The sequence below is a fragment of the Clostridium sp. Marseille-P7770 genome (assembly GCF_902143525.1).
GTDB lineage: Bacteria > Bacillota > Clostridia > Lachnospirales > Lachnospiraceae > Pilosibacter.
On the sequence record NZ_CABFVC010000003.1, the window covers coordinates 534,433 to 548,495 of the forward strand.

At 49.8% G+C, this 14,063-nt stretch carries 12 protein-coding genes and 3 tRNA genes; 4 read left to right on the top strand and 11 right to left on the bottom strand.

Annotation, left to right across the window (positions count from 1 at the left end):
- Window positions 1–63: 63 nt before the first annotated feature.
- Together FN001_RS09620 and aroA are read left to right on the top strand one after the other, a co-directional pair.
- Window positions 64–1,158 (top strand): prephenate dehydrogenase, encoded by a 1,095-nt coding sequence (locus tag FN001_RS09620; protein WP_142411664.1) that lies wholly within the window; start codon window positions 64–66, stop codon window positions 1,156–1,158.
- Between the two features lie 116 nt (window positions 1,159–1,274).
- Complete coding sequence (gene aroA, locus FN001_RS09625) at window positions 1,275–2,552, top strand: 3-phosphoshikimate 1-carboxyvinyltransferase (RefSeq protein ID WP_142411665.1); 1,278 nt, start codon at window positions 1,275–1,277, stop codon at window positions 2,550–2,552.
- A gap of 559 nt (window positions 2,553–3,111) precedes the next feature.
- Here the strand turns inward: aroA and FN001_RS09630 are convergent.
- From FN001_RS09630 to FN001_RS09640, 3 genes are all read right to left on the bottom strand, one after another.
- A tRNA-Thr gene (locus FN001_RS09630) sits at window positions 3,112–3,184 on the bottom strand.
- A 36-nt stretch (window positions 3,185–3,220) separates the two neighbouring features.
- Window positions 3,221–3,292: transfer RNA gene (locus FN001_RS09635), tRNA-Glu, on the bottom strand.
- Window positions 3,293–3,306: 14 nt separating this feature from the next.
- A tRNA-Pro gene (locus FN001_RS09640) sits at window positions 3,307–3,380 on the bottom strand.
- A gap of 324 nt (window positions 3,381–3,704) precedes the next feature.
- Here FN001_RS09640 and FN001_RS09645 point away from each other — a divergent pair.
- On the top strand, window positions 3,705–3,956 hold the full coding sequence (locus FN001_RS09645) for a hypothetical protein (protein ID WP_118529748.1): 252 nt from the start codon (window positions 3,705–3,707) through the stop codon (window positions 3,954–3,956).
- 54 nt (window positions 3,957–4,010) lie between these two features.
- Here the strand turns inward: FN001_RS09645 and FN001_RS09650 are convergent, their stop codons facing one another.
- Both FN001_RS09650 and FN001_RS09655 read right to left on the bottom strand, forming a co-directional pair.
- Window positions 4,011–4,412: a metal-sensing transcriptional repressor gene (locus tag FN001_RS09650; RefSeq protein ID WP_185911888.1), complete on the bottom strand. Its 402-nt coding sequence runs from the start codon at window positions 4,410–4,412 to the stop codon at window positions 4,011–4,013.
- 122 nt (window positions 4,413–4,534) lie between these two features.
- Entirely contained in the window at window positions 4,535–7,060 is a 2,526-nt protein-coding gene (locus tag FN001_RS09655) for a heavy metal translocating P-type ATPase (RefSeq protein ID WP_142411666.1), read from the bottom strand.
- Window positions 7,061–7,313: 253 nt separating this feature from the next.
- Between FN001_RS09655 and FN001_RS09660 the strand changes: the two genes are divergently transcribed.
- Complete coding sequence (locus FN001_RS09660; protein WP_142411667.1) at window positions 7,314–8,552, top strand: DUF1015 domain-containing protein; 1,239 nt, start codon at window positions 7,314–7,316, stop codon at window positions 8,550–8,552.
- Between the two features lie 283 nt (window positions 8,553–8,835).
- On the opposite strand, the gene FN001_RS09665 is transcribed toward FN001_RS09660, so the two are convergent.
- The 6 genes from FN001_RS09665 to FN001_RS09690 all read right to left on the bottom strand — a co-directional run bounded on the left by FN001_RS09665 (window position 8,836) and on the right by FN001_RS09690 (window position 13,863).
- Window positions 8,836–10,011, bottom strand: a complete 1,176-nt coding sequence (locus FN001_RS09665; protein ID WP_142411668.1) for a MalY/PatB family protein — start codon at window positions 10,009–10,011, stop codon at window positions 8,836–8,838.
- A 158-nt stretch (window positions 10,012–10,169) separates the two neighbouring features.
- A complete protein-coding gene (locus FN001_RS09670; RefSeq protein WP_142411669.1) occupies window positions 10,170–11,321 on the bottom strand; it encodes a trans-sulfuration enzyme family protein in 1,152 nt (383 codons plus the stop codon).
- 231 nt (window positions 11,322–11,552) lie between these two features.
- A complete protein-coding gene (locus FN001_RS09675) occupies window positions 11,553–11,864 on the bottom strand; it encodes a CarD family transcriptional regulator (protein WP_142411670.1) in 312 nt (103 codons plus the stop codon).
- A 108-nt stretch (window positions 11,865–11,972) separates the two neighbouring features.
- Window positions 11,973–12,212, bottom strand: a complete 240-nt coding sequence (locus FN001_RS09680) for a hypothetical protein (protein ID WP_142411671.1) — start codon at window positions 12,210–12,212, stop codon at window positions 11,973–11,975.
- 124 nt (window positions 12,213–12,336) lie between these two features.
- Window positions 12,337–12,924 carry an NUDIX hydrolase gene (locus FN001_RS09685; RefSeq protein ID WP_142411672.1) on the bottom strand — a complete coding sequence of 196 codons (588 nt, stop codon included), beginning with the start codon at window positions 12,922–12,924 and terminating at the stop codon, window positions 12,337–12,339.
- Between the two features lie 21 nt (window positions 12,925–12,945).
- Window positions 12,946–13,863, bottom strand: a complete 918-nt coding sequence (locus tag FN001_RS09690; protein ID WP_142411673.1) for a carbon-nitrogen hydrolase family protein — start codon at window positions 13,861–13,863, stop codon at window positions 12,946–12,948.
- Between the last annotated feature and the right edge of the window lie 200 nt (window positions 13,864–14,063).

The following is a 14,063-nucleotide window of genomic DNA, read 5'->3' on the forward strand; positions in this document are numbered from 1 at the left end:
TTTTCTTGTTGACATTCCCACACCCATGTTATAAAATCGAAGAGATAAAGGAGGGCTTACAAAATGTCTGATTCTACTTTTGGTTTTATCGGTCTTGGTCTCATCGGCGGTTCGATCGCCAGAGGCCTGCGCCGCGCAAATAAAGATATTACCATTATGGCATACATGCGGACCCGCTCGAAGCTTGAGCAGGCAAAGAAAGAGGGGACGATCGATATCATCCTTGACGGGATCGATGAGACGCTCTCCGCATGTGACATCATCTTTCTCTGTACCCCGGTGGAGTACAATGCCATGTATCTGGAAAAGGTCCGTCCGTTCTTAAAACCGGGCGCCATTATCACGGATATCGGCAGCACAAAGACCGACATCCACAAGGCTGTGGAACGCCTCGGATATGAGGATGTCTTCATTGGCGGTCATCCGATGGCAGGCTCTGAAAAGACCGGTTATGAGAGTTCAACTGACCATCTTCTCGAAAATGCCTACTATATTATTACTCCGACCGCAAGATCGACTCCGGAACAGATCGACCGGATCCGCGAAGTCGCCCTGGCGATCGGTGCCCTGCCGCTTGTTCTGGATTACCATGAGCACGATTTTTCTGTCGCCGCGATCAGTCATCTCCCGCACCTTGTTGCGTCCAGTCTCGTCAATCTTGTCCATGACAATGATTCGAAGGACGAGATCATGAAGCGGCTGGCGGCCGGCGGTTTTAAAGATATCACGAGGATCGCCTCCTCCTCCCCTGTCATGTGGGAGCAGATCTGCATGACAAATACTGAAAATATCCTGACTCTCCTGAAGCGCTACATCGCGTCCCTGGAGTCCATCTGCGACACGCTCGAGCACCATGACGGAAGTGCGATCTACCGGATGTTCGAGGAATCCGGAAAATACCGTTCTTCCTTCCCGAACCGCGGCTGCGGGCCGATCGAGCGCGATTATTCCTTCAGTGTCGATGTTCTCGATGAACCGGGATCCATCTCCGTCCTCTCCGCGATCCTTGCCGCAAAGGGCATCAGTGTCAAAAACATGGGTATCAATCACAGCCGTGAGGAAGGGGAAGGCGCGCTCCGCATTTCCTTCTATAAAGAAGAACAGAAAAATGAGGCAGCAAGTCTCCTGAAGAGTCACAACTATGTCCTGACAAAATAACAAGTGAAAACACGCTTCGCAAGTTTCCCCTTGTTATCGCGACAGTCGCCAAGGCCTCGCGCAAGCGCGGACTTTGGCTCGTTGTTCACGCAAATAAAAACATCGAGGTATTTACTATGAAACTCCATAAAGCAGCTCATATCCGGGGCGAGATCACCGTCCCGGGCGATAAATCAATCTCCCACCGCAGTGTCATGTTCGGCTCCATTGCGAAGGGGACCACGGAGATCCACAATTTCTTAGAGGGCGCTGACTGCCTTTCGACCATCGGCTGTTTCCGCCGCATGGGGATCGAGATTGAAAATAAAAACGGTACCGTCATCGTCCACGGAAAGGGCATGCACGGGCTGACCGCCCCGTCCGGGACGCTTGACTGCGGAAATTCCGGAACGACAACGAGACTCATCTCCGGCATTCTCGCTCCTCAGAATTTTGATGTAACGCTGACCGGTGACGAATCGATCCAGAAGCGCCCCATGAAGCGGATCATCGAACCGCTGTCCATGATGGGCGCTGACATCAAGAGCATCCGCGGCAATGACTGTGCGCCGCTTAAAATCTGTGGAATGCCGCTCGCAGGCATCCACTACACATCAAAAGTTGCCTCCGCCCAGGTGAAATCCGCCATTCTTCTCGCAGGTCTCTATGCAGACGGTCTCACGACTGTCACTGAGCCGCAGGTATCGAGAAACCACACGGAACTCATGCTGAAATTTTTCGGCGCTGAACTGGAGTCCAAAGAAACTTCCGTGACGATCTGGCCGGCAACGGAGCTTTTCGGCAACCGGATCGATGTCCCGGGTGACATCTCCTCATCCGTCTATTTTGTCGCAGCCGGCCTCATCCTGCCAAATTCCGAAGTCCTGATAAAAAATGTCGGGATCAATCCGACAAGAGCCGGACTCATCAAAGTCTGTGAGGCGATGGGCGCTGATCTGACGCTCTTAAATGAGAACCACGGGAACGCGGAGCCAACGGCCGATCTCCTCGTCCGTACCAGCAGCTTAAAAGCCTGCACCATCGAAGGGGATATCATCCCGACGCTCATCGACGAACTTCCGACGATCGCCATGATGGCATGTTTTGCAGAAGGTACCACCGTGATCCGCGACGCCGCCGAATTGAAAGTAAAGGAATCCAACCGGATCGCCATCATGGTCGAAAACCTGCGTGCGATGGGCGCTGATGTCGAAGAGACCGATGACGGCATGATCATCCACGGCGGAAAGCCGCTCCACGGCGCTGTCGTTGACAGCCATAAAGATCACCGGATCGCAATGACCTTCGCAGTTGCCGCGCTGGCCGCTGAGGGGGAGACGGAAATCCATGACGCAGACTGCGTGAATATCTCCTATCCGGCGTTTTACGAGGAACTGGAGAGACTGACAGAATAAGAGCAAAGATTCGTATAAAAAAGGACATGGAACCATCCAATAACTGATGGTCCATGTCCTTTTTATACGGATCGAACACACGTGAGACTTCATGCGTATTTTGTGGAAAGTCTAAAAAAAGGCAAAGAAAAAAGATAACCCCAGGCACATAGGAATGCTCAGTACTAAGTACCTACCCCATTTTGGGACCCAGTGTTAATCCTTCACAAGTTATCTTATTTGTATAATAATATTATGTTTGATCTTTGTCAATGTATAACATTAAACAGTAAAAAAGTATCATCACGGCAAGACCAAGCAAGAATACAAATCCAAGCAGGGCCGACATTTTTTATGGATCCTTGATCATCCCATTGCAATCCGGTACAAAAAGCATACGTCAAAGCACGGAAGAGGTGGCAAACATCATGTCAGACACGCTTCTGAATGATCCTGTAGTTGTCAATCACAGATAAAAATTCAACAGTAGACAAATCACCTTTTTTGCCCTCTTTCGGACCTACTTTTCAAACCTGTAAAAACACGAAAACCCCTTGATTTCTCAAGGGGTTTTGTAATCAGCTCCCGGCCGGACTCGAACCGGCGACCTACGCATTACGAATGCGTTGCTCTACCAACTGAGCCACGGAAGCACCTTTAAAAAATGCTGCTGCTTACGCAACAGCAAGTGACCTGTCCGGGAATCGAACCCGGGTTTACGCCGTGAGAGGGCGTCGTCTTGACCGCTTGACCAACAGGCCTTGGTTTGTATAAGTCGAGGCGACAAGATTCGAACTTGCGACCTCTGCGTCCCGAACGCAGCGCTCTACCAAACTGAGCCACGCCTCGATTACGTACGTAAGTATAATACAGATTTGCGGAAATGTCAACAGCTTTTTTTGATTTTTTTCTATTTTTTGCATTTTTTCTACATTAGCTACACTTTTGGCGTTTCTTCACTGTAAAACAGTCTCCTGCCAGGGAGTCTCTGGACTCCGCACCCTCTCCCACAAGCTGCTGTCAAAGGTTTTGTATACTATTTTCACTCTTCTTGCGGATCACCTTTTCATTATCCTGAATTTCCGCAAAGAAATTAACAGAAAAGTTTTCCATTTTATCAAAATTGTGGTATAATATCTGTACACAAATATATTCATCAGAGGGGGCGTTCTTATGAAGGCAATCAGAATCATTCTTTCTATCGCAATGCTGGTCACTGCCGGTCTCGGCGCATTCAATGTGATCCCGCTTCGGACCGCATATTTCACACTGATCATTCTCGTTGCCGTTACGGTCTGTATCCGCATCACCCGCAGGATCATCAGCAATGACACCCCGCACACAGTCGTCCGCATTATCAGCGAGATCATCGCATCCCTCTGTATTCTAGGATTCGCGTTTTTTACTTACCGCACGATCGGATAAATGTTCATAAATCGCAAAAGCCTGGCATCGCATATATGATGCCAGGCTTTTCTTTTACATCATCTTCTTGATCGTCTCGCAGAGCTCCGCCACTGCAGTCTCCTCATTCCCATTCCGGATATCTTCCACCACACAGGTTTTGATATGATTTGACAGCAGGACCTTGCAGAAGCCATTCAGTGCAGACTGCACCGCCGATACCTGGACCAGGATATCCGGGCAGTAGCGCTCGTCCTGGACCATGGCTTTGATGCCGCGGACCTGTCCTTCGATCCGGCTCAAACGGTTTAAAAGGTCCTTCTCTTCTTTTTCTGTCCTGTGTTTGTGGCGGCAGTGACAGACTGCATCATCGGTCCCTGCATCCGCAGCCGCCGCGTTTTCTGCCGCTTCTGCACCTGTTTCCATATTTATGTTCATTGCCCCGTCTTCCCCGGAACAACATGATCGTTTTTCCATGTGCGACCTCCCAAATTTTTATATGTCCATGATAGCAGGAAAAGCCGCCCCGGAAGTATTTCATCCCGGGACAGCACATCTTCGGCATCTGAGAAAATGCCATGATCCGTCTGAAAAACTGATCAGCCGATCACCTTATAATCCTTATCCTCGATCGCTTTCTTTAACACTTCTGTCGGAACATCCTTTGTAAGTGTCACAGTCGCAGTTCCTTTTACGTGATCTGCCTCTGCTGCAGATACACCGTCGATCGCCTCGAGCGCCTTCTTTACAGTCGCCTCACAGTGACCGCACATCATACCTTCTACTTTCAGTGTCTTTTCCATAGTTTTACTCTCCTTCTCTTTCTTATGAGATTTTGTTTTTATCTTTTTGTCCCTGTCGGAACGCCGGATATCAAAGAAATTTAAACGCAGGGCGTTGGATACGACGCAGAAGCTCGATAAGCTCATCGCCGCAGCGCCGAACATCGGATTTAATTTCCACCCGAATACCGGGATCCAGAGTCCCATCGCGAGCGGAATTCCGATCACATTGTAGAAAAATGCCCAAAACAGATTCTCGTGAATATTTGTGAGCGTCGCACGGCTCAGGCGGATCGCTGCCGGAACATCTGACAGGCGGTTCTTCATGAGGACCACATCCGCCGCATCGATTGCGACATCCGTTCCCGCTCCGATCGCAATTCCCATATCGGCTCTCGTGAGCGCCGGGGCATCGTTGATCCCGTCACCGACCATGGCAACCTTGCCTTTTTCTTTCAGCTTCCGGATCACGCTCTCTTTGCCGTCCGGAAAGACTCCGGCGATGACCTCGTCGACGCCGGCCTCTTTTCCGACCGCCTTCGCGGTGCGCTCATTGTCTCCGGTCAGCATGACCACATGGATTCCCATGTTCTGAAGCTCCCTGATTGCCTGCGGGCTGTCTTCCTTGATCATATCCGCAACGGCGATGATGCCGATAAGTCTCTCATTCTCTGCAAAGAACAGCGGAGTCTTTCCACTCTCCGCGAGAGTTTCCGATTTCTGTTTCATCTCTTCCGGCACATTCACATGACTTCCGATAAAGTTCATGTTTCCGCCGTAGATCGTATTTCCGTTTAATTTCGCGGAAAGTCCGTTTCCCGGAAGTGCCGCAAAATCTGCCACATCGGCTGCGGAAAGTCCCATTTCCTCACCTTTTAAAAGAACCGCCTTTGCGAGCGGATGTTCACTCTTCTTCTCGAGCGCATACGCCATCGATAAAAGTTCTGTCTCTGTGATCCCCTCCGCCGGGACAATGTCTGTCACGCGGGGTTCGCCGCTTGTGATCGTTCCCGTCTTATCCAGGGCAACGATCTCCACTTTGCCCGTCTCCTCAAGGGAAACCGCTGTCTTAAAGAGAATTCCGTTCTTCGCTCCCATTCCGTTGCCGACCATAATGGCAACCGGAGTCGCAAGGCCTAACGCACACGGGCAGCTGATCACAAGAACGGAAATTCCTCTCGCCAGAGCGAATGCCATCGTCTCACCCGCAAGGAGCCAGCCGATCGTCGTGATCACTGCGATCGTGATGACTGCCGGCACGAACACGCCGGAGACTTTATCTGCGATCTTCGCGATCGGAGCTTTTGTGGCTGCCGCATTGCTGACCATTTTGATAATCTGGGAGAGCGTCGTGTCCTCTCCAACTCTGGACGCCTCGCAGCGGATAAATCCGGACTGGTTTAAGGTTGCTGCCGAAACAAGATCGCCTGCTGCCTTATCGACCGGAATGCTCTCACCCGTGAGGGCGGACTCGTTCACCGCGCTGTTTCCTTCCAGCACGATACCATCCACGGGTATATTTTCACCCGGGCGGACAACAAAGACATCGCCTTTCTTGACCTGTGCGATCGGGACTGTGGTCTCCACGCCGTCCTTTTCGATCACCGCAGTCTTCGGTGCCAGCTTCATTAAGCCCTTTAAAGCATCTGTGGTGCGGCCCTTTGATCTCGCTTCCAGCATTTTTCCGACCGTGATCAGCGTCAGGATCATTGCCGCAGATTCAAAATAGAACTCGTGCATATATTCCATGACCGCGTCCATGTTTCCCTTTACCTGGGCATCCGTCATCATGAACAGCGCGTATGTGCTCCACGCGAAGGACGCACTCGATCCAAGGGCGACCAGAGTGTCCATATTCGGGGCGCCGTGAAGCAGACTCTTAAAGCCGCTGATGAAGAATTTCTGGTTGATCACCATGACGATCACGGTGAGAAGAAGCTGTGTAAGCCCCATCGCCACATGGTTTCCGTCGAAAAATTTCGGAAGTGGCCAGTTCCACATCATATGCCCCATGGAGAAATACATGAGGACCAGGAGAAAACCGATGGAGGAGACAAGTCTTTTTTTCAGGACCGGAGTCTCATGGTCTTCCAGGGCCGATTCATCGTAGAGCGCGCTGTCTCCGTCTCCATCTGATTTTTCTGCATCTTTTACGGACGCCCCGTATCCGGCAGCCTGGACCGCCGCAATAATTTCCGAGGAAGAAGCTGTCCCTTCGACTCCCATCGAGTTCGTGAGCAGACTCACAGAACACGAGGTGACGCCAGGCACTTTGGAAACCGCCTTTTCCACGCGGGTCTGGCAGGCAGCGCAGCTCATTCCTGTAACTGTATACTGTTCCATATCGTCGTTCCTTTCTGTTGCTGTATACCCATACCGGGTATATGTAAATAATAACATAGAATACGGAAATGTCAAGGGCTGTTATTGAGATTTTTTGTCACTGATCCGTATACATGCAATCCGCCAAAGTCCTGTATCATCGGTACTCTTCTTGCACATTCCATTCTTTTATTCTATAATGATCGTAAAATATTATTCAGGAACACTCTTCTCTTAAAGAACACCAGAATCAGAACAAACAGGAGGAACTAAAATGGCAGTTGTAAAACCATTTATATGCATCAGACCAGCAAAGGAACATGCAGCGGAAGTAGCTGCTCTCCCCTATGATGTGTATAACCGGAAAGAGGCATGTGCGGCGGTAAAAGGAAATCCTCTTTCTTTTTTAAATATCGACCGGGCGGAGACCCAGTTTTCCGATGATGTCGATACCTATGCGGACTGTGTATACGAAAAGGCAAGAGAGCTGCTCGATTCGCAGATCGCGGACGGGATCTACGTGACAGACGCAGGGGATCACTACTATCTTTACGAGCTGACGATGGACGGACGCAGCCAGACAGGGATCGTCGCCTGCTGTTCCATTGATGATTATGTGAACGGTGTGATCAAAAAGCATGAAAACACCAGGGAGGAAAAAGAACTGGACCGCATCCGCCATGTGGATACCGTCAATGCGCAGACAGGTCCTATTTTTCTGGCCTACCGGCAAAATACAGTCTTAAAGGAGATCGTTGCAGAAGAAAAAACGAAACCGGCTCTCTATGATTTTGTGTCCGACGACGGGATCCGCCACCGGGTATGGCGGATCGACGGAGCAGACCGGACAGACGCCATTGAAGCTGCATTTGCTGCGATTCCGTCCACCTACATCGCAGACGGGCATCACAGAGCCGCCTCCGCCGTAAAAGTCGGTCTGAAGCGCCGTACAAAGCATCCCGGTTATACGGGTGAAGAACCGTTCAACTATTTTCTCTCTGTATTATTCCCGGATGAGGAACTTATGATCCTCCCATATAACCGCGTGGTCAGGGATCTGAACGGGATGAGCACGAAACAGTTTTTTGAGAAATTAAAAGAAAAATTCGAACTGGAAGGAATCGGGAAAGAACCTTATGCTCCGGTTCAAAAAGGAACCTTCGGCATGTATCTTGGCGGGACATGGTACGCGTTAAAGATCCTTCCGCAGTACAGAAACGCTGATACGGTAAAGGGACTGGATGTTTCGATCCTTCAGGATCATCTTCTTGCACCGGTTCTTGGGATCGGTGATCCGAGAACCGATAAACGGATCGACTTTATCGGCGGAATCCGCGGATTAAAGGAGCTGGAACGCCGCGTTGGCGAAGATATGGAAGTCGCATTTTCCATGTATCCGACGTCCATCGAAGAACTTCTTTCCGTGGCGGACGCAGGACTCCTGATGCCGCCGAAGTCTACCTGGTTTGAGCCGAAGCTCCGAAGCGGATTATTTATCCACCGATTAAGCTGATCACAAGACGCCCGCCCAGTGTTCATTCACCGGACGGGCGTCTGACCAGTTCAAATCCTGAACCGACAATATAAAACTCTAGTAAAGCGGACATTCGCAATCCGCTTCGCTACTTGCTCATGAACGCAGTCGCTTCGCGATCTGTCAGTGGGAGCTTTCAACTCCCACTGACATAAGCATCCCACTCACCCCCCGCTTAGTGCTCCACACACTTGAAGCGGGGGAATGCTTATCTGCGTTCAAAATGAATGTCAACCGTTTTTTCGGGCGGTACACTTACTGTCTACAGGATCCTCCTGATCCTCTCCAGACACTCCTCCACCGTCTTCCGAGGCGCTGCCACGTTGATCCGCTGGAATCCGGCTCCCGTCTTTCCAAAGATCTTTCCGCTGTCAAGCCACAGCTTTGCATCATAGATGATCCTGCGGTCAAGCTCGGCCGGATCAATTCCTGTCTTACGGAAGTCAAGCCACAAAAGATACGTTCCTTCCCCGTCGATGACGTTTACGCCCGGCATATGATCTGCGACATATGTTTTCAGATAAGTGATGTTCTCCCGCACATAGGAAAGCATCGCATGATACCACTCATCGCCTTTTTTATACGCCGTCTGGGCCGCCACGATCCCCAGTGCGCTCAACTGGCTGATCCCCGCGGCATCCACTTCATGCTGGAACTTCTTTCTCATCTCCTCACCTGGGATGAAAATATTGGAAATCAGCATGCTGGCCAGATTGAACGTCTTGCTCGGAGACGTGCAGACCACGCAGAGATCCTCATATTCCTTCTTTACAGAGGCGAACACCGTATGCTCTCCCTGGAATACGAAGTCGTTGTGGATCTCATCGCTGACTACCTTGACGCCGTATTTCACGCAGAGATCTCCCATCCCGGTCAGCTCCTCCTTCGTGAACACTCTTCCGGACGGATTGTGCGGGTTGCAGAGAAGGAACAACTTCACATCATGATCCACGATCTGCTTTTCGAAGTCTTCCAGATCAATGTGATACCGGTTGTCCTCACCCAGTATCAGGTCGCTGCTTACGATCACACGGTCATTGTCCCGGATCACCTCCGAAAACGGATAGTAGACCGGCTGCTGGATCAGGACACTGTCCCCAGGTTCCGTAAATGCTTTCACTGCCATCGCGAGAGCAAATACCACACCGGGCGTCTTGATCAGCCACTCCTCCCGGATTTTCCAGTGGTGATGGCGCTCCATCCATCCGGCCACCGCATTAAAATACTCCTCCTGGGTATCACTGTAACCAAAGATCCCATGCTCCGTCCTCTCGATCAGGGCATCCACCACATAAGAGGAGGTCTTGAAATCCATGTCGGCCACCCAGAGAGGAAGCACATCCTCCGGCTTTCCTCTTCTCTTAGCGAAATCGTATTTCAGGCAGTCCGTTCCGCGCCGCTCCACGATCTCATCAAAATTCAAATTTCTCTCTGCCATGCTCATGCCCTCTTTTCTCTATTTATCTCTCGAAACAGTCTTATTGACCACACATCCGTGACCTGCTGCCGGCAACTTTTACGGCTTCATGACTGACATCAACCCCGTCATCTCCAGGCTTCCTTTGTATGCACATCAGCTTATCCTGTTACGGGATATTATTTCAGTGACTGAAATACACCCGATAATTCTGCAAGAAGGTCTTCGACATCTTCGATCCCCACCGATAACCGGAGTGTACACGGCGTGATCCCGTTTTTCAGGCGCACTTCCTCCGGCACATCCGCATGAGTCTGGGTCGTCGGGTATGTGATCAAGGTCTCCACGCCGCCAAGGCTCTCCGCAAACTTGATCATCCTGACGCTCTCGAGGATCTGCAGCGCATGTTCTTTGCTGTCCACATCGAAGGTGAGCATCGAACCGAAGCCTCTCGCCTGTTTCTTCATGATCTCATAGCCCGGGTGCTCCGGCAGTCCCGGATAATAGACATGTTTCACGACCGGCTGCTCTTTCAGCCAGTTAGCGATCTCCATGGCATTTTTCTGGGACCGCTCCATACGGATCCCCAGGGTTTTAATCCCTCTTAAGATCAGCCAGCTGTCGAACGGAGCAAGTCCGGCTCCTGTGGTCTTGATGATAAACCGCAGTTTCTCCTGGACTTCTTCGTTGTTTGTCACAATAAATCCGGCTAATGTATCGTTATGTCCACCAAGAAATTTTGTCCCGCTGTGGATCACGATGTCTGCGCCGAGTTTTAACGGATTCTGAAAATATGGGGACAGGAATGTGTTGTCAACGATCAGGAGGAGGCCGTGTTTTCTGGCAATCTCAGAGATCCTGGAAATATCGGATACATTCATCATCGGATTTGTCGGTGTCTCAATGTAGATTGCTTTCGTATTTTCCCGGATCGCGCCCTCGATATCGTCCTTCGAGCAGTTCAGACTGGTAAACTCATAATGATTCTTTTTCGATACATTGTCAAACAGACGGATGCTTCCGCCGTAGAGGTCCTCCTCCGCGATGATATGATCACCCGGCTCAAAGATCTCCATCAGCAGCGTGATCGCCGCCATTCCACTGGAAAGCGCAAACGCATCGATACCACCCTCCAGGCTGGCAACGACCTTTTCCAGGTGCTCTCTCGTCGGGTTCTGAAGTCTGCTGTAATCATAACCGGTACTCTTTCCGACTCCGACATGGGCGTATGTGGCCGTCTGATAGATCGGGTAACTCAGCGAACCATAATGTTCCGTTTTCCCTTCTGTTTCCTCCAAGTGTAAACATCGAGTGTTAATTCCTCTCTCCATATCATTCAACTCCTGTTCCAGCACAGTTCACAGATCTTTGAACTGCAGCTTCTATTATGTTTTCAATCAAATGTCCATATTCCTACTACATTAATAGGATATTTGCTAACAATCTACCACAGGAGGACCATTCTGTATAATCTTTCTATTTTATGGTTCGATATAAGGAAAAACTATAGCAATATCTCTGCCATCACTCAATGCGCGGCTGTGCTCTACACTCCGTATCGGTCAGCGCAACCCATACTTGACCGCCTCTTTATACTTCTGCTCCCGCATTTTTTCATTCTCCACCCAGGCCGTCGGGATCTCCGGGATCTTTTCGATCAATTCCCACGCACTCTCCTTTGTCATGCACGGTCTCAGTCCCGAGCCTGCATTCGTGACAGAGACATAGATCTTCTCCCTCTCATCTCCGACCGGACGCATCAGATAATATAATTTATTCTCTTTTTTACCCTGCGGATCCAGGTATAAAATATCCTCGATCTTACACACTCCGGTGACCGGTTTGCTGACAAAATCTCCAATCTCAAACATCATGATACTCTCTCCTCATTGAACGCGGTCCTCAGTTTTATCTCCCCTGCTCAGACTTCGCGCCTTTCAAGTGGCAAGCAACCACAAACTCGTCCCAGCAGGAGAAAACGATCAATCAAGATAGCTTCCGACTGGAGATGTATGATACTGTTTTTTGATCTCGATCACGATCGATCCGTCCTCATTCGTCTTTTCCGACAAGATTTTATATATTGCCCCGCTTCTCTCCAGCTGGATCTTATACTTCTCATATTCCTGCCGGATCATTTTCTTCGCGTATTCACCCGCATCGCCGTCATGACTGGAAAAACATACCGTCTGGATCAGGCAGGCCGCCTTGATTCTTTTCATTGTAATTACCTCTCATCTCTCATTCACATCCCCCGGATATTTCACCCCGGGACATATCCTGTGCTATATTCATTATAACAATTCTTGATTCAAAAGGCATTTTTTACAATTTTTCCCAGCCGCACTATTGGTACTTTTTACCATATCCTCTTTTTGTCTTTTCGATCAGCTTCGCGTACACACGCTCCACAAACCACGGTTCCGTGGACTTCTTCAGTGCTTCCTCCGGTGTAAACCACGCGACTCCGCTGTTCTCATCCGCCTTTACCGACACAGCCTCATCCGAATCCGCTTCCAATAGATACGTCACGTTCAGATGCAGATGGCTGGACACATATTTCCCCCTCTTTACATGCCCATCCACCGTCAGCGATTCCAGCGAAAAGATCTCCTCCGACACCGGACGCACCTCTTTGATCCCGGCCTCCTCCTTCACCTCGCGGATCGCGACTGCTAAAAGATCCGGCTCCCCGTCTGCATGTCCGCCAAGCCATGACCACGAATGATAAATATTATGGTACACCATAAGGACCTTGCTCCTGTCCTCATTTACCACCCAGGCCGACGCTGTCATATGCGCCACCACATTCTCCCTGAGAAATGCATCATCATGATTCCTGATCCAGTCTAAGATCAAAACCTTATCTGCCTCTTCCTGCTCATTGTAAGGAAGATATCTTCTTATCTGTTCCTCAAGTTCCTGTCGGTTCATCGTATAACCTCTCTCAAAATATCATTCATAAACCTTCAGTTCCAGCACATCCGGTCTTGCGTAATGCCCGACTGCATCATGTTCCATTTTGCAGGCTGCCGGAAGCTCCATATCCAGCTCTGCGTAAATGATCGTCTCCTTATCCCAGACAGGTTCTGTGACATAGTGACCATACGGATCTACAACGCAGCTTCCGCCGCGGCAAACCATCTCCGGCAGACGTGAAATTTCTTCTGGTTCATGCAGATCAGAAGGATAGGACGATTTTCTGACGATCATATCTGCATTGATAAAATAACATTTTCCTTCGATCGCAATATGCCGGATCGTCGACTGCCATTCCGGATTGTCATTGGTATTCGGTGAAATATAGATCGTAATCCCTTTCTGATAAAGTGCGACCCGCGCCAGCGGCATATAACTTTCCCAGCAGATCAGGCTGCCGATCGGGCCCCATGGTGTCTGCGTAACAGGAAAATACCCTTTATTTGCATCTCCCCATATCATCCGCTCGGAACCGGTCGGTTTCAGTTTCCGATGAACCTGGTATGTCCCGTCCGGCTCAAAGATCACATTGCTGTTATACAGCGTTCCGTTGACCGCATCCCGCTCTGAAAAGCCAAGACTGATATACACTCCCGCTTCCTTTGCCGCATCAGAAATCGCCTGAAATTCCGGATCTCCTACAACCATGGAAGCATCGTAATAGCGTTTCCAGTCGGCCCGTCCCTCTTCTGTCCGCTTTCCTACACTGAATCCGAAATTCATACCGATCGGGTATCCCGGAATAAAAAGTTCCGGAAAGATGATCAGATCCGGCTTTTGAGCCATGCTTTCTTTTATATATTCCTTCACTTTTGCAAGTGAAGCCTTTTTATCAAACATCACCGGCTCGGCCTGTACCAGTGCGACTTTGCAGACTGATCTTAAATCTCTCATTGCTAAATCCTCCCGCTTTCTTAAAAAATAAATTGAATGGCATAAAGACCGTTATACAGTCAATCTTTTCCTGTCAATAGTTCTTGAGATCTCACCTATTTTCCACTTCCGATCAGTTTTCAGCAATCATTACTGTTCACGCGCTGCACAAACAGCAACGGATTTTGCCGATACTTCGCATTCCAAATCGGTAAAACCTG